25 protein-coding genes are annotated in these 25274 nt (G+C 32.9%); 16 read left to right on the top strand and 9 right to left on the bottom strand.

The annotated features are described in order from the left end of the window. Nucleotides 1-86 precede the first annotated feature (86 nt). From OA93_RS11745 to OA93_RS11735, 3 genes are all read left to right on the top strand, one after another. The gene (locus tag OA93_RS11745; protein WP_039113422.1) at nt 87-698 is read left to right on the top strand and encodes a 50S ribosomal protein L25/general stress protein Ctc; all 612 of its coding nucleotides are present in this window, start codon (nt 87-89) and stop codon (nt 696-698) included. Between the two features lie 438 nt (nt 699-1136). Beyond that, nucleotides 1137-1763: an aminoacyl-tRNA hydrolase gene (gene pth, locus OA93_RS11740; RefSeq protein ID WP_039113421.1), complete on the top strand. Its 627-nt coding sequence runs from the start codon at nt 1137-1139 to the stop codon at nt 1761-1763. Nucleotides 1764-1903: 140 nt separating this feature from the next. Beyond that, complete coding sequence (locus OA93_RS11735; protein WP_039113419.1) at nt 1904-2512, top strand: superoxide dismutase; 609 nt, start codon at nt 1904-1906, stop codon at nt 2510-2512. A 517-nt stretch (nt 2513-3029) separates the two neighbouring features. Here the strand turns inward: OA93_RS11735 and OA93_RS11725 are convergent. From OA93_RS11725 to OA93_RS11710, 4 genes are all read right to left on the bottom strand, one after another. Beyond that, nucleotides 3030-4928 carry a hypothetical protein gene (locus OA93_RS11725; RefSeq protein ID WP_039113415.1) on the bottom strand — a complete coding sequence of 633 codons (1899 nt, stop codon included), beginning with the start codon at nt 4926-4928 and terminating at the stop codon, nt 3030-3032. A 90-nt stretch (nt 4929-5018) separates the two neighbouring features. Next, the gene (locus OA93_RS11720) at nt 5019-5942 is read right to left on the bottom strand and encodes a PfkB family carbohydrate kinase (protein ID WP_039113413.1); all 924 of its coding nucleotides are present in this window, start codon (nt 5940-5942) and stop codon (nt 5019-5021) included. 203 nt (nt 5943-6145) lie between these two features. Continuing rightward, nucleotides 6146-6547, bottom strand: coding sequence for a hypothetical protein (locus OA93_RS11715; protein WP_039113412.1), 402 nt, complete (start codon nt 6545-6547; stop codon nt 6146-6148). Continuing rightward, nucleotides 6531-7118, bottom strand: coding sequence for a sigma-70 family RNA polymerase sigma factor (locus OA93_RS11710; protein WP_039113411.1), 588 nt, complete (start codon nt 7116-7118; stop codon nt 6531-6533). The genes OA93_RS11715 and OA93_RS11710 overlap by 17 nt, the downstream gene beginning before the upstream one ends. A 129-nt stretch (nt 7119-7247) precedes the next feature. Between OA93_RS11710 and OA93_RS11705 the strand changes: the two genes are divergently transcribed. Continuing rightward, nucleotides 7248-7595 (top strand): DUF6249 domain-containing protein, encoded by a 348-nt coding sequence (locus tag OA93_RS11705; protein ID WP_039113410.1) that lies wholly within the window; start codon nt 7248-7250, stop codon nt 7593-7595. A gap of 59 nt (nt 7596-7654) precedes the next feature. Here OA93_RS11705 and rnhA read toward each other — a convergent pair whose 3' ends face one another. Together rnhA and purN are read right to left on the bottom strand one after the other, a co-directional pair. Next, a complete protein-coding gene (rnhA, locus tag OA93_RS11700; RefSeq protein ID WP_035620021.1) occupies nt 7655-8137 on the bottom strand; it encodes a ribonuclease HI in 483 nt (160 codons plus the stop codon). A gap of 256 nt (nt 8138-8393) precedes the next feature. After that, nucleotides 8394-8960: a phosphoribosylglycinamide formyltransferase gene (gene purN, locus OA93_RS11695; protein WP_039113409.1), complete on the bottom strand. Its 567-nt coding sequence runs from the start codon at nt 8958-8960 to the stop codon at nt 8394-8396. A gap of 175 nt (nt 8961-9135) precedes the next feature. On the opposite strand from purN, the gene OA93_RS11690 reads away from it, so the two are divergent. From OA93_RS11690 to pyk, 5 genes are all read left to right on the top strand, one after another. Next, nucleotides 9136-9372: an acyl carrier protein gene (locus OA93_RS11690; RefSeq protein WP_007137004.1), complete on the top strand. Its 237-nt coding sequence runs from the start codon at nt 9136-9138 to the stop codon at nt 9370-9372. Between the two features lie 248 nt (nt 9373-9620). Further along, a complete protein-coding gene (fabF, locus tag OA93_RS11685; RefSeq protein ID WP_039113407.1) occupies nt 9621-10874 on the top strand; it encodes a beta-ketoacyl-ACP synthase II in 1254 nt (417 codons plus the stop codon). A 7-nt stretch (nt 10875-10881) separates the two neighbouring features. Next, complete coding sequence (locus OA93_RS11680; RefSeq protein WP_039113406.1) at nt 10882-11622, top strand: ribonuclease III domain-containing protein; 741 nt, start codon at nt 10882-10884, stop codon at nt 11620-11622. A gap of 114 nt (nt 11623-11736) precedes the next feature. Next, on the top strand, nt 11737-12225 hold the full coding sequence (locus OA93_RS11675; protein ID WP_035620033.1) for an IPExxxVDY family protein: 489 nt from the start codon (nt 11737-11739) through the stop codon (nt 12223-12225). 5 nt (nt 12226-12230) lie between these two features. Beyond that, nucleotides 12231-13661 (top strand): pyruvate kinase, encoded by a 1431-nt coding sequence (pyk, locus tag OA93_RS11670; RefSeq protein WP_039113404.1) that lies wholly within the window; start codon nt 12231-12233, stop codon nt 13659-13661. Nucleotides 13662-13796: 135 nt separating this feature from the next. Here pyk and OA93_RS11665 read toward each other — a convergent pair whose 3' ends face one another. Both OA93_RS11665 and OA93_RS11660 read right to left on the bottom strand, forming a co-directional pair. After that, complete coding sequence (locus OA93_RS11665) at nt 13797-14255, bottom strand: OsmC family protein (protein WP_039113401.1); 459 nt, start codon at nt 14253-14255, stop codon at nt 13797-13799. 41 nt (nt 14256-14296) lie between these two features. Continuing rightward, entirely contained in the window at nt 14297-15295 is a 999-nt protein-coding gene (locus OA93_RS11660) for a GntR family transcriptional regulator (protein WP_039113400.1), read from the bottom strand. Nucleotides 15296-15398: 103 nt separating this feature from the next. Here OA93_RS11660 and OA93_RS11655 point away from each other — a divergent pair, with 103 nt between their 5' ends. The 3 genes from OA93_RS11655 to OA93_RS11645 all read left to right on the top strand — a co-directional run bounded on the left by OA93_RS11655 (nt 15399) and on the right by OA93_RS11645 (nt 18995). Beyond that, nucleotides 15399-16451 (top strand): aldose epimerase family protein, encoded by a 1053-nt coding sequence (locus tag OA93_RS11655; protein ID WP_039113399.1) that lies wholly within the window; start codon nt 15399-15401, stop codon nt 16449-16451. Nucleotides 16452-16514: 63 nt separating this feature from the next. After that, entirely contained in the window at nt 16515-18200 is a 1686-nt protein-coding gene (locus OA93_RS11650; RefSeq protein WP_039113398.1) for a sodium/sugar symporter, read from the top strand. Nucleotides 18201-18389: 189 nt separating this feature from the next. Further along, the gene (locus OA93_RS11645; protein WP_039113397.1) at nt 18390-18995 is read left to right on the top strand and encodes a hypothetical protein; all 606 of its coding nucleotides are present in this window, start codon (nt 18390-18392) and stop codon (nt 18993-18995) included. A 21-nt stretch (nt 18996-19016) separates the two neighbouring features. Here the strand turns inward: OA93_RS11645 and OA93_RS11640 are convergent, their stop codons facing one another. Further along, complete coding sequence (locus OA93_RS11640; protein WP_039113394.1) at nt 19017-20279, bottom strand: NAD(P)/FAD-dependent oxidoreductase; 1263 nt, start codon at nt 20277-20279, stop codon at nt 19017-19019. Nucleotides 20280-20380: 101 nt separating this feature from the next. On the opposite strand from OA93_RS11640, the gene OA93_RS11635 reads away from it, so the two are divergent. The 4 genes from OA93_RS11635 (at nt 20381) to OA93_RS11620 (ending at nt 25273) form a co-directional block, all read left to right on the top strand. Beyond that, complete coding sequence (locus OA93_RS11635; RefSeq protein ID WP_039113393.1) at nt 20381-21901, top strand: aromatic amino acid ammonia-lyase; 1521 nt, start codon at nt 20381-20383, stop codon at nt 21899-21901. Nucleotides 21902-21939: 38 nt separating this feature from the next. Continuing rightward, nucleotides 21940-23169 carry a WG repeat-containing protein gene (locus tag OA93_RS11630; protein ID WP_039113392.1) on the top strand — a complete coding sequence of 410 codons (1230 nt, stop codon included), beginning with the start codon at nt 21940-21942 and terminating at the stop codon, nt 23167-23169. A gap of 127 nt (nt 23170-23296) precedes the next feature. Beyond that, nucleotides 23297-24028, top strand: a complete 732-nt coding sequence (gene fabG / locus OA93_RS11625) for a 3-oxoacyl-ACP reductase FabG (protein WP_039113391.1) — start codon at nt 23297-23299, stop codon at nt 24026-24028. A gap of 21 nt (nt 24029-24049) precedes the next feature. Continuing rightward, nucleotides 24050-25273: a beta-ketoacyl-[acyl-carrier-protein] synthase family protein gene (locus OA93_RS11620; protein ID WP_039113390.1), complete on the top strand. Its 1224-nt coding sequence runs from the start codon at nt 24050-24052 to the stop codon at nt 25271-25273. Nucleotide 25274: the final 1 nt, after the last annotated feature.

Genomic DNA, 25274 nt, shown 5'->3' with positions numbered 1-25274 from the left:
AAAAAAAAAAAAAAAAAGCTTATAAAGCCTGGCGCCTAAAGCTTATAACAATTTGAATATTTATTAATAACTATATTTTTTTTACAATGAAATCGATTACAATTAAAGGATCAGAAAGAGAAAGCGTGGGTAAAGTGTCAACTAAAGCCTTACGTAATGCTGGATTGGTTCCTTGCGTATTATACGGAGGAAATCAGGCAGTTCATTTCTCAGCAGAAGTTATGGCATTTAAAAACTTGGTTTACACTCCAAACGCACACACAGTTGTGATTGAGCTTGGAAAAGGAAAATCATTCAATGCAATTTTACAAGACATTCAAGTTCACCCAGTATCTGACAAAATCTTACACATTGACTTCTTTCAATTATTTGATGACAAAGAAATCACTATGGAAGTTCCAGTAAAAGTTGTTGGTACATCTAAAGGTGTTCTTGGTGGAGGTGTTTTACGTTTAAACACTCGTAAACTTAAAGTAAAAGCATTACCTAAAAACCTTCCGGATTTTGTTGAAGCAGACATTACTCCACTTGAAATGGGTAACAAATTATACGTTACTAAAGTTGGTGCACCAGAATACAAAATTATGCACCCAGACAACACAGTTGTTTGTCAAGTAAGAATTTCTCGTGCTGCTATGAAAGCTGCTCAAGAAGCTGCAAAAGCTGCAAAAGCTCCAGCAAAAGGAAAGAAAAAATAATTTTTTTTCAAACTATTACAAAAAACATCAGTTGCAAAACTGGTGTTTTTTTTTTGCCTTTTATTTTCCAGGAGCAGAAATTTCTCGATTTCAAACAACCTAAACCTCCTGCTATTCGCTATATCTTTTATTTTAAAAGAAAATAAAAGGATGCCGCTACTATCAGGGCTAACAATTACGCTTGGTTTTTCAAATGTTAAAAAAACGCGAAGACCCTGAGATTCTAACTAAAAACACCAAAATCTACATTCCCTTTTTCCTCTTACGACCTCTGCGTTAATTTTAACACACTTTGTGGTTAAAATCATTCGTTTAAATCTGCACCCTTTCCCTTTAGCACTCTTTGTGCTACAAACCCACAAAAAAGGAAGCTATCTAATTATCATATTTTCTAATTATCCAATTGCCCCATTATCTAATTAAGCTTACTTTTGTAAAATGATAAAATGGATAACAAACCTGTTTTCATCAACAAAAACAGAAGAGAAATCAGATTATATGAAGAAATTTTTAATCGTAGGATTAGGCAACATTGGCGCAGAATACGTAAATACAAGACATAACATAGGCTTTAAAATAGTCGACTTTTTAGCACGAAAAGAAAGCATCTCTTTCGAAACCGTAAAACTAGGTTCACTTGCCGAATATAAATTTAAAGGAAGAACATTTTTGCTTTTAAAACCAAATACCTACATGAACCTAAGCGGGAAAGCTGTAAAGTATTGGATAGATAAAGAAAATATTCCGTTAGAAAATATTATGGTAATTACCGATGACCTTAATCTTTCATTCGGAACAATTCGCATTAAACCAAAAGGAAGTGATGGTGGTCATAACGGACTCAAGAATATTAACCTGGTTTTAAACACGCAACAATATACCCGTTTTAGATTTGGGATAAGCGACGAGTTTAAAAAAGGTCAACAAGTAGATTATGTATTAGGTGAATGGGATGAAACCGAAAAAGCAAAACTACCTGAGCGTCTTGAAATAGCATCCGAAATAATCAAATCCTTCGGAACTGCTGGACTCGAAAATACAATGACAACTTATAACGGGAAGTAAGAAACCCCGAAAACATAAGTACCAAAAAATCAGATTATCAATTAATTTAATTTGATTATAGTCAAATAGTATTTTCTATTCCAAACTTAAATGTATAAATTTGGATTAAATTTAATTATAAATCGTAAAACAATAATATTATGGCTTTCGAATTACCACAATTACCTTATGCGTATGACGCATTAGAACCACATATTGATGCTCGTACAATGGAAATCCACCATACAAAACATCACAATGCTTACACAACAAATCTTAATGCAGCAATTGCAGGAACAGATTTAGAAGGAAAAACAATCGAGAACATCCTAATCAATTTAGATAAAAAAAACGCTGCAGTTCGTAACAACGGTGGTGGATACTACAATCACAATTTATTCTGGACAGTAATGTCACCAAACGGAGGCGGATTACCTACAGGAGATTTATTAGCAGCTATCGAAGCTTCTTTTGGAACTTTTGAAGAGTTTAAAGCTAAGTTTGCTAAAGCTGGTGCAACACAATTCGGTTCTGGATGGGCTTGGTTATGTGTACTTAAAGGAGGAAAGTTAGACGTTTGTGGAACACCAAACCAAGACAATCCATTAATGCCAGAAGTAGGTTGCGAAGGAACTCCAATTTTAGGAATGGATGTTTGGGAGCATGCTTACTATTTAAATTACCAAAACAGAAGACCTGATTATATCGAAGCTTTTTTCAGTGTAATTAACTGGACTGAAGTTGCTAGAAGATTTGCTTTAGATAAATAGTCGAAAATAGAGCAAAGAGTAAAGAAAAAAAGACGGATGACTTAAATGTTGTCCGTCTTTTTTTATGTTTAATTTTTTAAATTCTCTTTGTCTTAAATCTGCAATCTTTTTTCTATGTTCTTTATTCTTTTCTCTACTTAATAAAAAATAAAAAAGGTGGAATCTCTTCCACCTTTTTTGCCCCAAATCTACCATAAACTTAACCTACTAATGTTATGGTTCTTCAAATGTATGTCGACATTGTAGCTATACCAAATATTCCTGTTGAACTACAAATAAAATCGATGATTAGACTTATTTCATCATTAGAAGACCTTTTTAAGTCCTTCTCCTTGACTTGATTCCAATAAAAAAGGTGGAATTGCTTCCACCCTTTTTGCCCCAAATCTACCATAAACTTAACCTACTAATGTTATGGTCTTTCAAAAGTATGTTAGCAGTGCATTTTTACCAAACAATCAAGATAAACGGCAAAAAAAACCGATGAAATGCACTTTTTAACCTTTTGTTATGCTTTTTAATACGCTCTAGCGTCTTTTCCTTCGTAAAAATTCATGAAAGCGCGGTTTACCACTCTATTTCCTCCCGGAGTAGGATAATCTCCTGTAAAATACCAGTCTCCTAGATTTTTAGGACAAGCAATATGTAAATCCTCTACGGTTTGGAAAATAATTTTCACTTCGGCTTTTATTTCTGGTGAACTTAGCATTTCAGCAATTTTATCTGAAACCTCTTGTGGTTCAAATGGATCGTAAATTGCTGTAACATAATTTACAACATCACTATCCAAATAATTTTCTTGTGCTTTACATTTAGCATATACTTCATCTACAATATGATATAGATTACGCTCTTTTAATAATTCTAATGCTGCTCTAAAAGCTACCAATCCTTCTAGTTTTGCCATGTCGATTCCATAACAATCAGGGAAACGAATTTGTGGCGCCGATGATACTATAACAATTCGTTTAGGATTTAAACGATCCATCATTTTTATGATACTCATTTTAAGCGTAGTTCCACGAACAATACTATCATCGATAATCACTAAATTATCCGTTGGTTTTATTACACCATATGTTACATCATATACGTGAGCCACAAGATCATCACGGCTACTATCTTCTGTAATAAAGGTTCTTAATTTAGCATCTTTAATAGCCACTTTTTCTGTACGTATTTTTACAGCAAGTAATTCTTGCAACGTTTCGGCAGTAAGCGTATTTCTATTAGCTATTATATAATTGTTTTTTCTCTGATTTAAGAAATCCTGCGCTGCTTCAACCAAACCATAAAAAGAGGTTTCAGCTGTATTCGGGATATAAGAGAAAACTGTATTATCTGTATCACTATCAATTGCATTCAATACTGCAGGCAAAATTAATCTACCTAAGTTTTTACGTTCTTGATATATTTCAGCATCACTACCTCTTGAAAAGTAGATTCTTTCAAACGAACATGCTTTTTTAACTGTTGGCGTTAAAATTTCTTCCATAGAAACTTTACCACTTTTCTTAATGATTAATGCATTTCCTGGTTCAATTTCCTGAACACTTTCAAAAGGAACATTAAAAACTGTTTGGATAACTGGTCTTTCTGAAGCTACAACTACTACTTCGTCATCTTGATAAAAATAAGCAGGACGAATTCCAGCTGGATCTCTAAAAACAAAAGCATCACCATGACCTAATAAACCAGCCATTGCATATCCTCCATCTAAATTTTTAGCTGAACGCATTAATATTTTTCCAATATCCAATCGGTCTGCAATAACCGGAGAAGCTTCTCTTTTAGAATACCCTTCTTGTTTACAATCTTGATATAAAGACATTACTTCTTTATCAAGAAAGTGACCAATTTTCTCCATCACTGTAACCGTATCCGCCATTTCTTTAGGATGTTGTCCAAGCTCTACTAAATTTTCGAAAAGTTCTTTAACATTTGTCATGTTAAAGTTACCCGCCAAAATAAGATTACGATGCATCCAGTTACTTTGACGTAAAAATGGATGTACACTTTCGATACTATTTTTACCAAAAGTTCCGTAACGAACGTGTCCTAAAAATAACTCTCCTATATACGGAATATTTTCTTTTTGTTTTGCAACATCATTTGCGTATTCAGGATGCAAAGTCATCTCTTCATTAATACGCTCATTTATTTGTTTAAAAACATCTTGTATTGGTTGTGCGTGATTAGAACGAACCCTACTTATGTATCGTTGTCCTGGTTCAACATCTAATTTGATGCTTGAGAAACCAGCACCATCTTGTCCACGGTTATGCTGTTTCTCCATCATAAGGTACATTTTTTGTACCCCATAAAAAGCTGTTCCGTATTTTTCTTTGTAATATTCAAGCGGTTTAAGAAGTCTAACCAAAGCTATACCACATTCGTGTTTTAAAGCGTCGCTCATTGTATTTGTGTTTGTGTGTTGTTGTTGTAGTTTGTACTATTCTTTGTAATAACAAAATCAAAAAAGCCCCGTGAACGAGGCTTTAATTCTTTATAGTTCTATGTCAAACTGAGTTAGCGACTTAAATTGTTTTAATCTCGCAACTACTTCGTTTTTATCTAAGGCAACCATTCTTTCTGTCCCAAATTTCTCTACACAAAATGAAGCTAAATTTGATCCATAAATTACTGCATTTTTCATGTTCTTAAATGAAACATTTTCACTCTGAGCAATAAACCCTGCAAAACCTCCTGCAAAAGTATCTCCAGCTCCAGTTGGATCGAAAACATCTTCTAAAGGTAATGCTGGTGCAAAAAACACTTCTTTATCATGAAATAATAATGCTCCGTGTTCCCCTTTCTTGATTACCACATATTTTGGTCCAAGAGTATGAATCTTTGCAGCCGCTTTAACTAATGAATATTCACCAGAAAGTTGTCTTGCTTCTTCATCATTAATTGTAATTACATCAACACGTTTTATAACGTCTAGTAATTCTGGTAAAGCACAATCCATCCAAAAGTTCATCGTATCCAAAACTACTAATTTTGGTTTTGATTCCATTTGATCTAAAACACTGCTTTGTACAAGAGGATGTAAATTACCTAACATTACAACATCAGCATCTTTGAAGCTTTGTGGAACTTTAGGCTGAAAATCTGCCAATACATTAAGCTCTGTCGCTAATGTATCTCTTGAGTTCAGGTCGTTATGGTAAAGTCCGCTCCAAAAGAAAGTTTTCCCACCTTTTACGATTTCAAGTCCAGAAATATCAATATTTCTTGAAGTTAATAAATCTAAATGTTCTTGAGGAAAATCATCTCCAACTACAGAAACAATAGCCGATTGTAGGTTGAAAAACGATGCCGACAAACCAATATATGTCGCTGCACCACCTAATATTTTATCTGTTTTCCCAAAAGGGGTTTCAATAGCATCGAAAGCAACTGTTCCGACAATCAGTAATTTATTCATTTTATGAATTTCGAATTAAGGTGCAAAGATACTTTATAAGTTTCAGAGTTGCAACGATTGATTGTATCAAAATTTTCATAAAAAACGAAACTCAATAAATCAACCAAATACACTAAAAACCAAATACTTACACCTTACAAATACTAGATTATTTCTTACATTTATAAGAATAAATAAATCAGAAAAACCTAAAAAAACGCGATTTAGAATCTATATCTTTTATCGTAATAATTCTTCAATACTGGTATCTGAATCAAGGCCATTAAAGCTACAATTAAAACTGCATAAGATGTGTTTTTTGAAAACTGAAACAAAGGAGTCATATTATCAATTTTAGAATAAAGCAAATCACTTACAACCAAATCGTTTTGTTTCGTTTCGTTTCCACCAAAAATTACATACCCAACAAAAGCAATTAAGCATACCAGAATCACAAACCAAACAGATTTTGAAATTAGTGGTTTATACACAATGGCTTTACTTTTCTCTGCAATTAAAATTTGTGACATGATCTTTGAAGTAAAATCAGCTGAAGGCTTTTGCAAAGCACTTTCTGCCATAACTTTGTCTACTAAATTTTCGTAATATTCATCGCTCTCTTTCATAATAATCTAATATTTCAGGTTCTAATTGCTCTTTTAAAATAACTGCTAATTTTTTTCTACTCCGGAATAACTTCACTTTAACATTACTGACACTAATATCCATGATTTTAGCTATTTCATTTAAATTCTGATCGTCAAAATAGAAAAGTGTCAATAGAAAACTTTCTTCACTTGGTAACAAATTTAAACAATTCTGGATATCTTGCTTCTGTTCTTGATTTTCCAAAATACTTAAAGCGTTATCTGTAGTTTTAATCAAATATCCTTTAAGTTCATCGATAACAACGTGGTTTTCATCTTTCTTATTCTTCTTCAAATAATCCAAACACGTGTTATAGGCTATTTTATAAATCCAGGTCGAAAACTTAGAATCTCCTTTAAACTTATTCAAGGAATTAAAAATCTTAATAAAGGTATCCTGAGAAACTTCCTCGGCTATTTCTCTATTTTTTACCATCTTTATAGCCATAGTAAAGATCATGTCTTTATAACGATCAACTAATACTGCAAACATATTAGTTTCCCCTAAAAGAACCTGATTGATATAATACTGATCATTTACTTTATCCATATTCCATATGACGACAACAAACTCATTAAGGTTACAACTAAGTTAAAATATTTTTTTTGACAAAATCTGTAACCTCAGTTAAACTTATCTCGTCATATGGAATATCAATCAATTAAATTATAAAAAATTATGGGACCACAAATTTTAGTGCCAATTAGCCTTTTCTTAATGATATTCGGAATTATCTATCTTATTTATTCAACCAGAAACAGAGAACGATTAGCTCTCATAGAAAAAGGTGTCGATGCCAGTATTTTCATGAAAGGAAAAAACAATAGTACACCAATATGGAAAGTCCTTATTTTAAATTTTGCCTTTTTATTAATAGGAAGCGGAATTGGAATTTTCATTGCCTTACTAATTACAACGTACACTTCTTTGCAAGATGGTGCAGTTTATCCATCTACAATTTTTACCATGGCAGGAATTGGATTACTTGTAGGCTTCAATAAATCTAAAGATTTAGACAAAGAATAAAACAATACAATTACTTTAAAAAAAAACGTGTCAGGAAAATGTTTCCCTGACACGTTTTTTTATGCTTCTTTAGATCCTATATTTTCATAATAAGCATCTATAGAAAGTTGCTTTTGCATGGAAGCCATAACTGCCAATTCATCGCAACGCTCATTTTGAGGATGATTATTATGCCCTTTTATCCATTTAAAATCAACTTGGTGTTTTCTATAAATAACCAAAAAACGTTTCCATAAGTCAGGATTTTTTCTTCCAACAAATTTTTTCTTTTCCCAACCAAAAACCCATTTTTTTAAAACAGAATCAACCACATATTTTGAATCTGAAATAACAAGAACTTTCATATTTGGTTTTTTAAGTTTCTCTAAACCTACTATTACTGCCAAAAGTTCCATCCTGTTATTTGTAGTAAGACGGAATCCTTCATAATATTCCTTTTTATGTGGTGTTCCAACCAATTCCATAACTACTCCATATCCCCCATTACCAGGATTCCCCTTAGCCGCGCCATCTGTATATATATGTACTTCGTGTTGATTCATTTTAGACTGCTTAGATTATTAGATTTTAGACTACTTAGAATCTAGACTTACTTAGACTTCTTAGATTGTTAGACTACTTAGACAGTAGACTTGCTTCGCTTCTAGACTTCTTAGACTGTTCGATTATTGGATCATTAAACAATTAGCTTCATTTATGATAACTTAAAAATTCATAACAAAACATCAATTCAATTCTTTTTTTTAAATCTAGAATAAAATTTATGATTCCAATTAAAAGTCTAAAAATCTAAGAAGTCTAAGCCAGTCTAATTAATCTATCAATCACTTCTGGAAAGTGTTTTTGTTCTAATTCATGGATTTTAGCAGCCACATCTTCTGCTGTATCCGTATCAATCAAAGCTACTTTTTCCTGAAAGATAATCGCTCCTTCATCATAATTCTCATTTACATAATGAATACTTATTCCTGTCTCTTTTTCCTTATTTTCGACTATTGCTCTGTGAATGTGCATTCCATACATTCCTTTCCCTCCATAATTAGGTAATAATGCAGGATGAATGTTAATTATTTTATTAGGATATGCCTCGATAATGTTTTTTGGGAATTGAAGTAAGAATCCAGCCAAAACGATCAAATCTGGATCAATTAATTTTACTTTTTGTAGTACATTACCGTCAATTAATTCGGTTTTGGTGAAAATTTGGGCCTCAACTTGGTAGTTTTTGGCTCTTTCAATTACTTTCGCATTAGCGTTATTGGTAAACACAGAAACCACATTTGCAATTTGTGTTTCAGCGAAATATTTTATTATGTTTTCGGCGTTACTCCCTGAACCTGAAGCAAAAACAATAATTTTTTTCATACTCGAATTGATTTATTTTTTGCAAAAAACGGAATAAAAAACCAAAATAAATAACATTCGAACCCCTTTGTTGAAATTAATTTTATAAATTAGTGTTACATTTATTAACTAAATCGTGGTTTTAAAATAAAGTTTTTTATTTTTGCCAACAAATTAAATTCTAAAATTAAAGATTATGTCAGACATTGCATCAAGAGTAAAAGCGATTATCGTAGACAAATTAGGTGTTGACGAAAACGAAGTTGTAACAGAAGCAAGCTTCACTAATGATTTAGGAGCTGACTCATTAGACACTGTTGAGCTTATTATGGAATTCGAAAAAGAATTTGATATCCAAATTCCAGACGATCAAGCAGAAAACATTGCTACTGTAGGTCAAGCTATTTCTTATATCGAAGAAGCTAAAAAATAATAAATTCCCACCCGACTCTTAAAAATTACAAAAATCAAAAGTCAAATTCCAAGATTGGAATTTGAAATTTCAAAAAATTGGAATTTTTAGAAATCGGGTGTTATTATTTTTTATAAAAATTTAAATTTTGGGTTGATTTTCAATCAAAAAAATATATTTATATTGTAATACCCATGGCTCTTTTGTAATATAATACAATCAAGAAAGCGTGGGTTTTATTTGTTTAAAGCTAATAAAACACATTATTTATGGTATTAAGGCGAGTTGTTGTAACAGGATTAGGCGCACTTACCCCTATTGGGAATAACATCCAGGATTATTGGAACGCGCTTATTAATGGAGTAAGCGGTGCTGCCCCAATAACGTATTACGATACAGAGAAACATAAAACGAAATTTGCTTGTGAAGTAAAAAACTTCAACATCGAAGATTTTATGGATCGTAAAGAATCTCGTAGACTAGATAAATTTGCACAATATGCTGTTGCCGCAAGTGACGAAGCTATAAAAGATGCTGGTCTTACTGATGACAACGTCGACAAAGAAAGAGTTGGAGTTATCTGGGGAGCTGGAATTGGTGGTTTAGAAACTTTTCAAGAAGAAGTTATTTACTACGCTAAAGGAGACGGAACACCAAAATTCAATCCGTTTTTTATTCCTAAAATGATTGCTGATATTGCCCCTGCACACATTTCTATGAGAAATGGTTATATGGGACCAAATTATACAACTGTTTCTGCTTGTGCTTCTTCTGCCAATGCACTTATTGATGCTTTTAACTACATTCGTTTAGGAATGTGTGATATTATCATCTCTGGTGGATCTGAAGCTGCTATTACAATTGCAGGAATGGGAGGTTTTAACTCTATGCATGCTTTATCAACCAGAAATGATAGTCCTGAGACTGCTTCAAGACCTTTTGATGCTACACGTGACGGTTTTGTTTTAGGTGAAGGAGCTGGTGCATTAGTACTTGAAGATTACGAACACGCTAAAGCACGTGGAGCAAAAATATATTGCGAAATTGGCGGTGGCGGAATGTCATCTGATGCGTACCACTTAACAGCACCTCATCCAGAAGGACTTGGTGTTATTGCTGTAATGAAAAATACATTACGTGATGCTGGTATGAAACCTGAAGATGTTGATCATATTAATACGCACGGTACATCTACTCCACTTGGAGATGTTGCTGAATTAAAAGCGATTAGTGCTGTTTTTGGTGATCATGCCAAAAACATCAATATCAACTCTACAAAATCTATGACTGGACACTTACTTGGTGCTGCTGGTGCTATCGAAGCTATTGCTTCTATACTTGCTATGCAACACGGTATTGTTCCTCCAACAATCAATCATACGGTTGCTGATGAGAAAATAGATCCTTCATTAAATTTAACACTAAACAAACCTCAAAAAAGAGAAGTAAATGTTGCTATGAGTAACACTTTTGGTTTTGGAGGTCACAATGCTTGTGTTTTATTTAAAAAATTAGTTGACTAATTTTCTTATGAGTATTTTCAAAAAAATATTTTCAAAATCCCGTTCTCAAGAAGACGGGATTTTTTTTGATTCTATTCAAAAAATCCTTGGATTTCCACCTATTTCGCTTCAATTTTATAAGAAAGCCTTTACTCATCGCTCTTCTAATCGACTGGACGAAAACGGAAATCCTATTAACTACGAACGTTTAGAATTTCTTGGAGATGCAATGCTAAGTGCTGTAATTGCAGCACATCTCTTTAATAAAGCTCCTGCTGGAGACGAAGGTTACCTTACCAAGATGCGTTCTAAAATCGTAAGTAGAGAACATTTGAACGAACTTGGAAAAGATCTTAATCTGGCTCGTTTTATAGAAAGCAAAGTGCCTTTACAACACTTTGGAGAAAACATTCATGGTAACATTTTCGAATCGCTTATTGGAGCCATTTATCTTGACAGAGGGTATTCTTTTTGTGAAAAATTTATCCAAAGCAGCGTAATCGGTCCGTACGTAGATATTACCCGACTTGAGGGAAAAGTTATAAGCTATAAAAGCTTAGTTATTGAATGGTGTCAGAAAGAAAAAAAGATATTCCATTATGATATTTTTGAGGATAATGGCATTGGTGGAGAACGTTTATTTGGCGTTAAATTAAGTATTGACGATAAAGTAGTCGCAAGAGCGCGAGCAACTTCCAAAAAGAAAGCAGAAGAAAAAGCATCACAACGTGCGTATTTTGCATTTCAAGAAAAAATGGACAAGAAATAAAACTAGTTTTCTTAAAACTACATCGTTTTCGTTTATAAATTAACAAAAACATACCAATCTTAACTATTGAACCAGCAATAGAAATAGTATATTTACAACTTATTTTTTCAGGAAATGGCTATTCATAAATTAGAATTAGGCGAATTTGATGAAATTGATTATAATTTGATTGCCATACATACTTCTATGGAAGATTATCGACTGGCTTATTTTATCAATCAAAACTTCCCGGTTCTTTTGAGTAAAAGTAAAAATGAAATCCAAATTAATGTGAAAGAAGGTGAGACTCATTTTTCACGATTTGATTATTACGATGAAGAAAAAGAACTTTATTGGGATTTAATTCAAAATAAGAATGAAGTCATTCAGAATACACCAAATGACAGTCAGGATTTATTTTCAGATACTTCGATGGAGGTCGCCACAAAAGTATATCTACTACCTGAGTTTAAAAAAGTTGATTATTTTTTAAAAATTGAAAAGAGTGAGGAAGCTTTCGATATATTAAAAATACAACAAATATTAAATACCATTGATACCATCTCAACGGTTTATATAGTTGATACAAATAAAATAAAATCAAAAAACAATTTAATTTTTTAATAGAAATGCTTACAAACAAAAAAACCAAAATTGTAGCCACACTTGGGCCTGCATGTGGAACTAGAGAGATCATCAAGGACATGATCGAAGCAGGTGTTAATGTGTTTAGAGTTAATTTTTCGCATGCAGATTACGAAGGAGTAAAAGAGAAAATCAACATTATTAGAGGACTTAACGAAGAGTTTGGTTATACCACGGCAATACTCGGAGATTTACAAGGACCTAAACTTCGTGTAGGAGTAATGGAAGAAGGAGTTGTAGTAAACGATGGTGATGTAATCACTTTTACTACTGCTGAAGATATTATAGGTACTGCAAAAAAAGTTTTCATGAAGTACCAAAACTTTCCAAATGATGTAAATCCTGGAGAGCGTATTTTATTAGATGATGGAAAACTTATCTTTGAGATCCTTACAACTGATAAAAAAACAGAAGTTACCGCTGTAGTTATTCAAGGTGGTGAATTAAAATCTAAAAAAGGTGTAAACCTTCCTAATACTAAAATATCTTTACCTGCATTGACAGAAAAAGATATTGCTGATGCAATTTTTGCTATTGAGCAAAAAGTAGACTGGTTAGCTCTTTCTTTTGTAAAAACACCACGTGACTTACAAGACTTACAAGAGTTAATTGATAAACATTCTGATTATAAAATTCCGATTGTAGCTAAAATCGAAATGCCAGAGGCATTAGAGAATATGGATAAAATCGTTGCTTATTGCGACGCTTTAATGGTTGCTCGTGGAGATTTAGGAGTTGAACTTCCTGCTCACGAAGTACCATTGGTTCAAAAAGAATTAATCCGCAGAGCAAAAACTGCTCGTATTCCTGTAATTGTGGCAACACAAATGATGGAAACTATGATTACTAGTTTAACTCCAACTCGTGCGGAAGTAAACGACGTTGCAAACTCTGTTATGGATGGTGCTGATGCTGTAATGCTATCTGGAGAAACTGCTGCAGGAAACTATCCTGTTCAGGTTATCCAAAAAATGACACAAATTATCGAAGCTGTTGAAGACTCTCCGCTAATTCATGTTCCACAAAACACACCACAAATAAAAACAAAACGTTTTATTACTAAAACAATTTGTCAGCAAGCTGCACTTATGGCTAACGTTATTAAAGCTAAAGCAATTTGCACATTAACAAATAGTGGTTATACTGCTTTCCAAATTTCGGCTTGGAGACCATCTGCTCACATTTTAGTATTTACTTCTAACAAAAGAATCTTAACTCAATTAAGTCTTTTATGGGGAGTTAAATCATTCTACTATGACAAAGATGTAAGTACTGATGATACTGTAACTGATGTAAATCAAATCGTAAAAGATAAAGGATATGTTGTAAAAGGAGATTACTTAATCAACCTAGCAGCAATGCCTATTAAAGATAAAGGAATGGTAAACACCATGAGAGTTACTGAAGTAGAGTAATCTTATCTGATTTCAAAATATTAAATCCGTCTTGTAGTTTCTACTTGACGGATTTTTATTTTATATCCCCTAGATATTATTTCCCAAAGTTTTCCAAAGAAAAAAACACAAAGAATCAATAAGTTTTCTTTTTTATTATCCCACTTCACAACTAGCATTATGCAAGATTGGGAAATTACAAGAATTAGCTATAAAGCATAACTGATTTGCTTTTTTGTGCAGTTCTAATGCTAATTGAATTTTATCAGGATTAGCGATAGTAACTTTTGGATTTAATCGAACTTCAGTAAAGCGTCCGCTTCCATCAAATTCTACTTCAAGAGTTGCTTCAGCATTATCAGAATAACTCAAAACTTCAATTCCGTTTTGACCGCATACATAAAGATATGACATCATGTGGCACGAAACCAGACTACTTAACAACATGTCTTCAGGATTATATAACTCTGCATCTCCTTTAAAAGCTTTTGCCGCAGAAACACTCAAAACAGGCTTTCCTTCAATTATTATCTCATGATTTTTAGAAACGAAACCTTTCTCATTTTTATTTGATGACCATTTGGCTTCTGCTTTAAATAAATGTTTAAATCCCATACTTTTTTATTAGTTAAAAAATGCAACTTCTGAGTTTCCGATTATAATGAGTTACGCATTATAAGTGACGATTTATTTTCGATGTTTTGCTTCTTTCCAGACAAAACCATCTTTGCCATAATTTTTCCCATTTCTTCAAAATTTGTCGAAATAGTTGTTATCCCATTTTCTACCACTTTTTTTAATGGTGTTTCATTGTAAGAGATAATTCCGAAATCGTGACCAAGTTTTAGATCCTGACGCTTTGCTTTTTCGATAACCCGAACCAAATCTCTGTCATTAGGGATAATATACACTTCTCCTACTTTAATTTCTCTTTCTCTAAACTCAGTAATCACTTCATTCTCAAATAAAAAATCATTACAAAAATTTAGAAACCCAATTTTCATTCCTAAAGGTTCTCTAAATCCTGGAAAAATCATAATTAATTTGTTGTACTTATCCAGCTTAGGTTTTCCCTTAACTAATGCATCATAAATATCTTTTGGGAAATTCTGACAAACTGAAGGATATGCTTTTAAAGCTTCACTCGTCTGATCCAAAATATAAACCTCATTTACTGGTAGGGTATTTATACAGGAAGCTGCATCTGCCAAATCGGTTGGCATAATTATATATTTAGTGTATGCTCCGTTATTATCATTTATTAGTTTCTTAAAAACCTTTGTATTGAAATAATAAAAAAAGATATCAACTTGTACTTCTTCTCCAATATTTCTTAAAAAGGAAATATAGATATCTTCTTTAAAATTATTAAGCTCATCAAAAAGTAAAAAAACGCGCTCTTTGATTGTGATTTCGACACTTTTAATATAATACCCCTTTCCTGGTATGGCATAAATAATCCCTCTTTTTTTTAATTCATCATAAGCCTGCAAAACAGTATCTCTTGATAAAGAAAAAGCCAAACACACTTTATTTACTGATGGCAATCTATCGCCTTTCTTTAAGTTTTTCTTATTAATACTACTCTCGATTGAAGCTATAATCTGTTTGTATTTAGGAATACCTAGATTATTCTGGATAGAAATTATATTCATAAAAGATAATATTTTCATGCAATATACAAAAAACTGGTAGGTGCTGGTATGGATTACATTAATAATATACATATTTTTGAATTTCATTTTTCACAAAAAAATAATGAAAATAAAACACAAATCACATTTTACAGATATAAACACAAAAGAATTCTTTGGTATATTACCTGACAACGAAGCTATTCATTCCTATAAATTAACCAATAAAAATGGCATGCAAGCCACTATTATCGATTATGGTGCAACGATTACTTCATTAATCGTACCGCTAGAAAATGGAGAACTTATAGATGCGGTTTTAGGCTTTGATACCTTAGATAAATATTTAGAATCATACTCTTTATCTGGCGCTCCCTATTTTGGTGCTACAATAGGACGCTATGCCGGCAGAATAAACAACGGAACTTTTACCTTAAATGATAAGACTTATCTTTTAAACAAAAACAATAACAATCATGCTATACATGGCGGAACTATAGGTTTTGCTCAGAAAAAGTGGGAAGTTGAAGCAATTACCGAAGGTGAAAATCAATCAATAACCATGACTCTTTTAAGTCCTGCAAATGAAGAAAATTATCCCGGAGATTTGTCTGTAAGCCTAACCTATACGCTAACTGATGACAATGAGCTACAATTAGAATATAATGCTACTACGACACAGGATACCATTATAAACTTAACGAATCACAGTTATTTTAATCTTAACGGACATGGTTCTAGCGTTACTGACCAAGAAATGATTGTAAACTCGGATAAAATATTAGAAACATCCTCTGAGAATATCCCAACAGGAAATATCTTAAATCTTTTAAACCATCCTTTCGATTTTAGAACTCCTGCAAACTGTCCGCCTATTATTGATAATTCATTTATAATAGAAACTAAAAATGATATTGCCGCTGCACTTTATAGCCCAACAAGCAGATTGCGAATGACGGTTTATACAGATCAGCCAAGTGTACATGTTTTTGTAGGTGGTAATTGCTCCACCGAAATAAAAGGAAAAGAAGACGTTACTTATCATGCTTTAAGCGGTATTTGTTTTGAAACTCAAAACTATCCCGATGCGCCTAATCAATCTCGTTTTCCTAATTCGATACTAAGAAAAGAAGATAAATACCATCATAAAACTGTCTATAAATTTCAGTGTATTTAAAAAAACCAATAACTATAACCACGAAATACTTTATATTAATTACCTCCTTAAACACAATTAACCATGAACCAAAACCTTGCCATCGCAGATTATGCGGTTTTTATAATCTACTTTATCGTAGTATCTACCTACGGTTATACTATATATCGCAAACGTAAAAAAGACGAAAAAGACGCCAAAGCTTATTTCCTTGCCGAAGGAAACCTGACTTGGTGGGCAATTGGAGCTTCATTAATCGCGTCTAATATTTCGGCAGAACAGTTTATCGGAATGAGTGGCGAAGGTTTCTTTTTAGGAATTGCAGTTGCGGCTTACGAATGGGTTGCTGCTATTACTTTAATAATTGTAGCCGTATGGTTTATTCCTGTTTATCTTAAAAATAAGATATACACCATGCCTCAGTTTTTAAAAACACGTTATAATGAATCAACAGCTTTGATTATGGCTGTTTTTTGGTTGTTTCTGTATGTTTTTGTAAACCTTACTTCTATTTTATACTTAGGAGCTGTAGCCATAAACGGATTGGCGGGAGGAGAATACCTTCATGTTATTATGATAGGATTGGCACTTTTTGCTTTGATAATTTCATTAGGAGGGATGAAAGTTGTTGCTTACACAGATGTTATTCAGGTTGCTGTTTTAATCATAGGCGGATTAGTAACTTCTTATATTGCTTTAACAACTGTAGGACAATATTTTGGCGTGGGTCAAAATGCAATTGCCGGTTTTAAAGTTTTGATGCGAGAAGCTCCAGAACATTTTAAAATGATTATCCCAAAACCAACAGCAACTTCTTCTCAGTTAGAAATAGATAAGTACTTAACTTTCCCTGGTATATTGTCTTACGTAGCTGGTATCTGGATTATCAACCTTAACTATTGGGGTTGTAACCAATACATTACTCAAAGAGCCTTGGGTGCCGATTTGCAAACTGCTCGTACGGGTATATTATTTGCTGGTTTCTTAAAACTATTAATGCCTCTAATTGTTATGTTACCTGGTATCGCCGCTTATGTTTTATATCAAAACGGACATTTACCTCAACTTGTTGGCGGAAAAGATGGAGCGTACTCTGCGGTATTAACTTTCTTGCCAACAGGATTAAAAGGACTTTCGGTAGCTGCATTAACCGCGGCAATTGTAGCTTCATTGGCTGGTAAAGTAAATAGTATTTCGACTATTTATACGCTAGACATTCATAAAAAATATATCCAAAAAGAAGCTGGTGAAAAACAACAAGTAAACATTGGTCGAATTGCTGTTTTTGCCGCAATGCTTTTGGCTGTTTTATTTACTTGGAATGATATTTTAGGAATTGGCGGTGTTGGAGGTTTTACCTACATCCAAAAATACACTGGATTTATAAGTCCTGGAGTTTTTGCCATGTTTATTCTTGGTATGTTCTGGAAAAGAACCACTGGAGCTGCAGCTATTGTAGGTGTGATTTTAGGATTTGTATTATCTATTTTATTCAATGAATATGCTCCAATATTATTTGGTAACGACACATTGTTATATACTGCTTATCCAAACGGAAAAGGAGCTTACGAGATTCCGTTCCATATTTGTATGGGATTATCTTTCTGCTTTACTACACTTGCAATGGTTCTTATAAGTTTTGCAGGTCCAAAAGTAAACCCGAAAGCATTTGAGCTAGACACTACAATGTTTAAATTAAAACCACAAACAACTGTATTAATAGTAATTACTTTATTGATTATTGCCTCTCTATATGTGAAGTTCTGGTAATACGATACAGCTTAATTAATAAAGAAAGGATACTGTAAATGGTATCCTTTCTTTATTAAATAGAATAAGTTCTTTTAAAAAGCGAACATTAAAAAAATTAACAAGATAAATAATATTTTACAAATAACCTTTAATTACATTTGAGCACTAAAAAAATTAATAAACCAACCGTTTAAGCATAAACAAAAAATGAAAAAACTAATAGTTGCCTTTTTATTCCTCTCTTTCGCAATGTCTGCACAAGACATGAAAGTTGTATCTGGAGATTTTAAATTCTTGAAAGACCAAAAAGAAATTAATACCGAATTTGATTATAGCAACTTTACTATGATGAAAGAAAATAAACCAGAAGCACAATATGTTGAAGAACACAAAGTCGATTTAGACAAAAAAGCAAAAGGGAACGGAAATCTTTGGTACAAAAGATGGGTCGTTGCCAAAGAACAAATCTGGACTCCAAAATTTTTAGAAATAGGAAACATTGTATTATCTAAAGCTGGTAAAGACGTAAACTTTCAGGAAGGTTTAAATACCCCTTATACTTTAATCGTACAAACAGTATGGATTTATCCGGGCTGGGACGCAGGAATTATGAAACAACCTGCAAAAGTTACGACTAATTTAAAATTTGTAGAAACAGCTAATAAATCAAATGTATTGTTAGAAATAAAAAGCGAAGAAGCCCCAGGAGATCAATGGGGAAATAATTTTAATAATGAAACAAGAATTGGAGAAGGTTATGCCAAAACAGCAAAATCACTTTCTAAAATGATTCTGAAGAAAGCATACAAATAAGATTCAAAAAAAACAAAAACCCTAGTTTTCACTAGGGTTTTGTTTTTTCTTACTTTCCATATTTAAGAGGTAAGCCATATTTTTAATTACATTATCGTGTTTTTTCACAAATGGGTTTTCTTCATCCCAAACATATCCAGCAAGCACAGCACAGATTTTACGTTTTACATCTGGGTTCTCTGGCTGATGAAAGAATAACGTTTGTAAATTTCCTGTGTACCATTCTTTCACGTAAGTGGTAAAAACATTAATTCCACGTTTCATATATTCGGTAAATTCTACTTCCCAATCTACAGGAATTCCTTGAGATTGTTTCAAATAAAGTTTTGCAGCAAGCATACCCGATTCGGTAGCAAAAGCAACTCCCGATGAAAATACAGGATCTAAAAATTCAGTACTATTTCCTGTCAAAGCAAATCCATCACCATACATTTTCTTTACCGAGCGAGAATAGTTTTCTAACTTAATCGGTTCAAATAAAAACTCTGTTCCCTGAAATCTTTTAATATAATAATCTGAAAGCTGAATAGCATTTTTTAATGCTTCGGCATTGTCTTTATTCTCAGAAAGTGAATTGATGAAATCTGTAGGGCCTACCACTCCTAAACTTGTATTTCCGTTAGAGAAAGGAATTACCCATAGCCAAACTTCAGTTTCAAGAACATCAAAAGAAATCATTGTTCCCTCTACACCTTCTGGTCTGTTAATATCTTTTACATGCGTAAAAATAGAAGAATGCGGATCTAAAGCCGATGGCTTGTCCAAATCTAAAAGTCTTGGTAAAACTCTACCATAACCACTAGAATCAATAATAAATTTGGCGTGAATCTCTTTTAAATTTCCATTTACATCTTTCACAATAGTTTTTGAATTGCTTCCTTCAAAAGAAACTTCTATAACTTCCGACTCAAATTCTAAATCAATTCCTTTTCGAATTAATTCCTGAGCCATCGTATTGTCAAAATCGGCTCTTGGAACTTGCCAGGTCCAATCCCAACCTTCAGAAAATTTATTAGAAAAATCAAAAACACAAATTTCATTTCCTCTTATAAATCTCGCTCCTAACTTTTTCTCAAAGTTCATTGCATTGAGACTATCAAATAATTCTGCTTCGGCAAAATGATCCATTACACGTGGTATTAAACTCTCACCAACAACAATTCTAGGAAATTTAGTTTTCTCAACAACCTTTATCTTACAATTATTCTTACGTAAATAAGCTGCTGATACGCATCCAGAGGGTCCCGCTCCTATTATTAAAACATCTACAAACTCCTTTAACATATACGAATTGTTATTAATTATTGCCTTACATTTGCCATCATCAAAATAACTACATTTATTTTAATAAATAAAATTAATTTAGCATAATCAAAAAGGGTTAAATGAACACAATTGGCGAATATTTAAGTTTAAAAGAATTTGAATCCATAATCTTTGGAAATAGTAAAATAGACATTAGTAAAACTGTCTTAGACCGGGTAAATGAAAGCTTTGATTTCTTAAAAGAATTCTCTGGCAACAAGGTGATCTATGGTGTAAATACTGGTTTTGGACCAATGGCACAATACCGTATCAAAGACGAAGACCGAATTCAATTACAATACAATTTAATAAGAAGCCATTCTTCAGGAACAGGAAAACCATTAAATGCAGCTTGTGTAAAAGCAGCAATTCTAGCTCGATTAAACACACTTTCTTTAGGGAATTCTGGAGTACATCCTTCGGTAATTCATTTAATGAAAGAATTCATAAATAAAGACATTACCCCATTAATTTTTGAACATGGAGGAGTTGGAGCAAGTGGAGATTTGGTTCAGTTATCTCACTTGGCATTAACATTAATAGGTGAAGGCGAAGTTTTTTACAAAGGCGAAAGAAGACCTACAAAAGAAGTTTTTGAAATTGAGAACCTAACTCCTATTCAGGTAGAAATAAGAGAAGGTCTTGCGCTTATAAACGGAACCTCAGTAATGACGGGAATAGGTGTAGTAAATGTACATCACGCCAATAAATTATTAGATTGGTCATTAAAGTTTTCATGCGCAATTAATGAAATTGTACAGGCTTATGACGACCATTTTTCGGAAGAATTAAACCAAACAAAACGTCATAAAGGACAACGAGAAGTAGCTGCAAGAATGAGAGAAAACCTCTCGGACAGTACCTTAATCCGTAAAAGAGAAGATCACTTATATACTGGAGAAAATACCGAAGAAATCTTTAAAGAGAAAGTACAGGAGTATTATTCTTTAAGATGTGTGCCACAAATTCTAGGTCCAATCTTAGAGACTATCAATAATGTAGGTTCGATTCTAGAAGATGAGTTTAACTCGGCAAATGACAATCCTATTATAGATGTAAAAAACAAACATGTATATCATGGAGGTAATTTTCATGGCGATTACATTTCACTAGAAATGGACAAGTTAAAGATTGTTATTACCAAACTTACAATGCTTGCAGAACGTCAATTGAATTATTTATTAAATTCTAAAATAAACGAAATCCTTCCTCCATTTGTGAATCTTGGAACATTAGGATTTAATTTCGGAATGCAAGGCGTTCAGTTTACTGCAACCTCAACAACTGCTGAAAACCAAATGTTGTCTAACCCAATGTATGTACACAGTATCCCAAACAACAATGACAATCAAGACATTGTAAGCATGGGAACAAATGCTGCTGTTATTACTACAAAAGTGATAGAAAATTCATTTGAAGTTTTGGCTATAGAACTGATTACTATTGTTCAGGCAATTGATTACTTAGAACAAAAAGATCAAATCTCGTCTGTTACCAAAAAAATATATGACGATATTAGAACAATTATACCTAAATTTAAAGAAGATCAGGTTATGTATCCTTTTGTTCAGAAAGTAAAAGACTACCTGATAAATAATTAATTTTTTATTTTACATTATTAATCTTGAATCTTAAAATCATGAAAAAAACACTTATTTTTTTATTGCTGTGCAGCATTCAATTTGTTAATAGTCAAGAACTGGCATTAGTTAAGAAAAACGGAAAAATTGGATATCTTACTAAAGATGGAACATTTCGTATTGAACCTCAGTACAAAACTGCAAGAAGTTTTTCTGAAGGCTTAGCTGCTGTAGAAGATAATGGAAAATGGGGGTTTATCGATACTAAAGGAGCTTGGGCAATTCCAGCTACTTTTGATAACGCCAAAGATTTTAATAGTGGGATTTGTATCGTATCTAAAGATAAAAAATGGGTTTACATCAATACCAAAGGAGAGGTACAAATTGCACCACCTTCGGATAAATTATATGATTTTGGAGATGGTGTTGCTTTTATAAAACAAGGAAACAAAATTGGATTAATCAATTCAAAAATGGCAGTTGTTTTAGAACCAAAATATGATGTTATCAAACCTTTTGAAAATGGTTTTGCAAGAGTAGAAAACAATAAAAATTGGGGAATTATAAATACTGCTGGAAAAGAGGTTATAGAACCTGCTTATGCCGAAATTGGTAATTATAATAAAAACACGGCTTGGGCCAGAAAAGACAAAATTTTTGGATTAGTATCTGGTGGGAAATTTATTCCGGTAGAAGGTGCTGATAAAATTTGGGATTTCGAATCTCAAGATTTGACTTATGCCAGAAAAGATGGAAAAATCGGATTCATTGACTTAAAAGGAAGTTGGGCAATTCTGCCAATATATGATAAAGCAAAAGCCTTTTCTAAAAATCTAGCTCCGGTTTGTATTGGATCTAAATGGGGATATATTAACCCTAAAGCAGATTTTGTTATTCCGCCAACTTATAGTGATGCCGAAGTTTTTAGTACAAACGGATTAGCTCCTGTAAAAGAAAAAAACTGGGGATTTATTAATGAATCAGGAAAACTAGTAATCCCAACTCAATATACCATAACAGCAAACGGATTTGTCATTGCTCTATTTGTACAACAAGACAAAGGATTTATAGATGGCTTAGCAAGAGTAAAAAATGAAGGAAAATGGGGATTTCTTAAACCAGACGGAACTGTATTAGGTAACCAATGGTTTGAAAACGCTGAACTATTTTCGCAAACAAAAGAAAAAAATACTATAAGTGAAATCGCCTCTGATAAACCAAAAACGGAAACAAAGTCAGAAACTAAAACAAAACCGGTTACAAAACCAGTAAGTAAAAAAAAGCGATAACATAAATCGACTATAAAAAAACAAAATTTACATATATGAAATCGCGACTAATAAAAATTGTGTCACCAAGACCAATAAATAAAAAGGCGATACCATATATGACCTATAAAAAACAAAATTTACATATATGAAATGTGCATTAGTAACTGGTGGTTCACGAGGAATTGGGAGTGCTATTTGTAAAAAATTAGCTGTAGATACAGAGTACCACATTCTGATTAACTATCATTCAAACAAAATTGCTGCCGAACAAACGCTTGAAGAAGTAATAAAATTAGGCGCAACTGCTGAGATTATACAATTTGATGTTTCTAATTTTGAAGAAGTTCAAAATGTATTAACCAAATGGCAGGATGCAAATCCTGAAGCCATCGTTGAGGCAATTGTAAACAACGCCGGAATTACAAAAGATGGTTTGTTTATGTGGATGTCACAAGAAGACTGGAATGGAGTTATGAACACAAGTGTAGGTGGTTTTTTTAATGTCACACAATTTTTTATTCAAAAAATGCTCCGCAATAAATACGGACGCATTGTAAATATGGTTTCAGTTTCGGGAGTAAAAGGTACGCCTGGTCAAACCAATTATTCTGCTGCAAAAGGCGCAATTGTAGCTGCTACCAAAGCATTGGCTCAAGAAGTAGCCAAAAGAAATATTACCGTAAATGCCGTTGCACCAGGGTTTATAAAAACTGATATGACGAGCCAGTTAGACGAAAAAGAATTATTAAAATTAATTCCTGTTAATCGTTTTGGCGAAGCAGAAGAAGTGGCAAATTTGGTAAGCTTTTTGATTTCAAATAAATCAAGTTATATAACTGGTGAAGTTATAAACATAAACGGCGGAATATATTCTTAAAAAATTACTATAAAAAAGAAGATGAATAGGAGAGTTGTAATTACAGGAATGGGAATTTACTCATGTATCGGAACTTCATTAAACGAAGTAAAAGAATCCTTGTACAATGGAAAATCAGGAATACAATTTGATGCAGAGAGAAAAGAATTTGGTTTTCAATCGGCCTTAACTGGTATGGTTCCAAAACCAGATTTAAAAAGTCTACTAACCCGAAGACAACGTATGAGCATTGGTGAAGAAACCGAATATGCTTATATGGCTACCATCGAAGCATTGAAAAATGCTGGAATAGATGATTCTTTTTTCGACAATAACGAAGTTGGTATTATGTATGGTAACGATAGCGTATCTAAAGCTATTATTGATGCAACCGACATTGTTCGAGAAAAAAAAGATACAGCCTTAATTGGTTCTGGAGCAATTTTTAAATCCATGAACTCAACTGTTACAATGAACCTTTCGACAATCTTTAAGTTAAGAGGTATTAATTTAACCATAAGCGCCGCTTGTGCAAGTGGATCTCACGCCATAGGTCTGGCTTATTTTTTAATAAAAAGCGGATTTCAAGATATTGTAATTTGTGGTGGAGCACAAGAAATCAACAAATATGCAATGAGCAGTTTTGATGGTTTAGGTGTTTTTGCTTCCGAAGATGATGACCCTACCAAAGCATCAAGACCTTTTGATTCTGGTCGTGATGGCTTAGTGCCTAGTGGCGGAGGAGCAACTTTAATCTTAGAAAGTTATGAATCTGCGATAAAACGTGGTGCAACTATAATTGCCGAAGTTGGCGGTTACGGATTTTCATCAAATGGAGGACATATTTCGACTCCAAATGTAGAAGGTCCAGCCATAGCAATGCAAAGAGCACTTGATGATGCAAAATTAAATGCGTCGGACATTGACTACATAAATGCACATGCTACCTCTACTCCTGTTGGAGATGAAAATGAGGCCAAAGCAATCTTTGAAATCTTTGGAAAAAGCAATCCTTATGTAAGTTCCACAAAATCAATGACAGGGCATGAATGCTGGATGGCAGGTGCAAGCGAAGTCATTTATTCTATACTAATGATGCAAAATAATTTTATAGCTCCAAACATCAATTTAGAAAACCCAGACGAAGCCGCAGCTAAATTAAATTTAGTTAAAACTACGTTAAATAGAAAAATTGATATATTTTTGTCCAATTCCTTCGGATTTGGAGGAACAAATTCTGCACTCGTAGTTAAAAAGTTTAAATAGA

The sequence above is a fragment of the Flavobacterium sp. KMS genome (assembly GCF_000813005.1).
Taxonomy (GTDB): Bacteria; Bacteroidota; Bacteroidia; order Flavobacteriales; family Flavobacteriaceae; genus Flavobacterium.
Note: the sequence above shows the minus strand (reverse complement) of the source record. Positions and strands in the feature narration are given on the sequence as shown.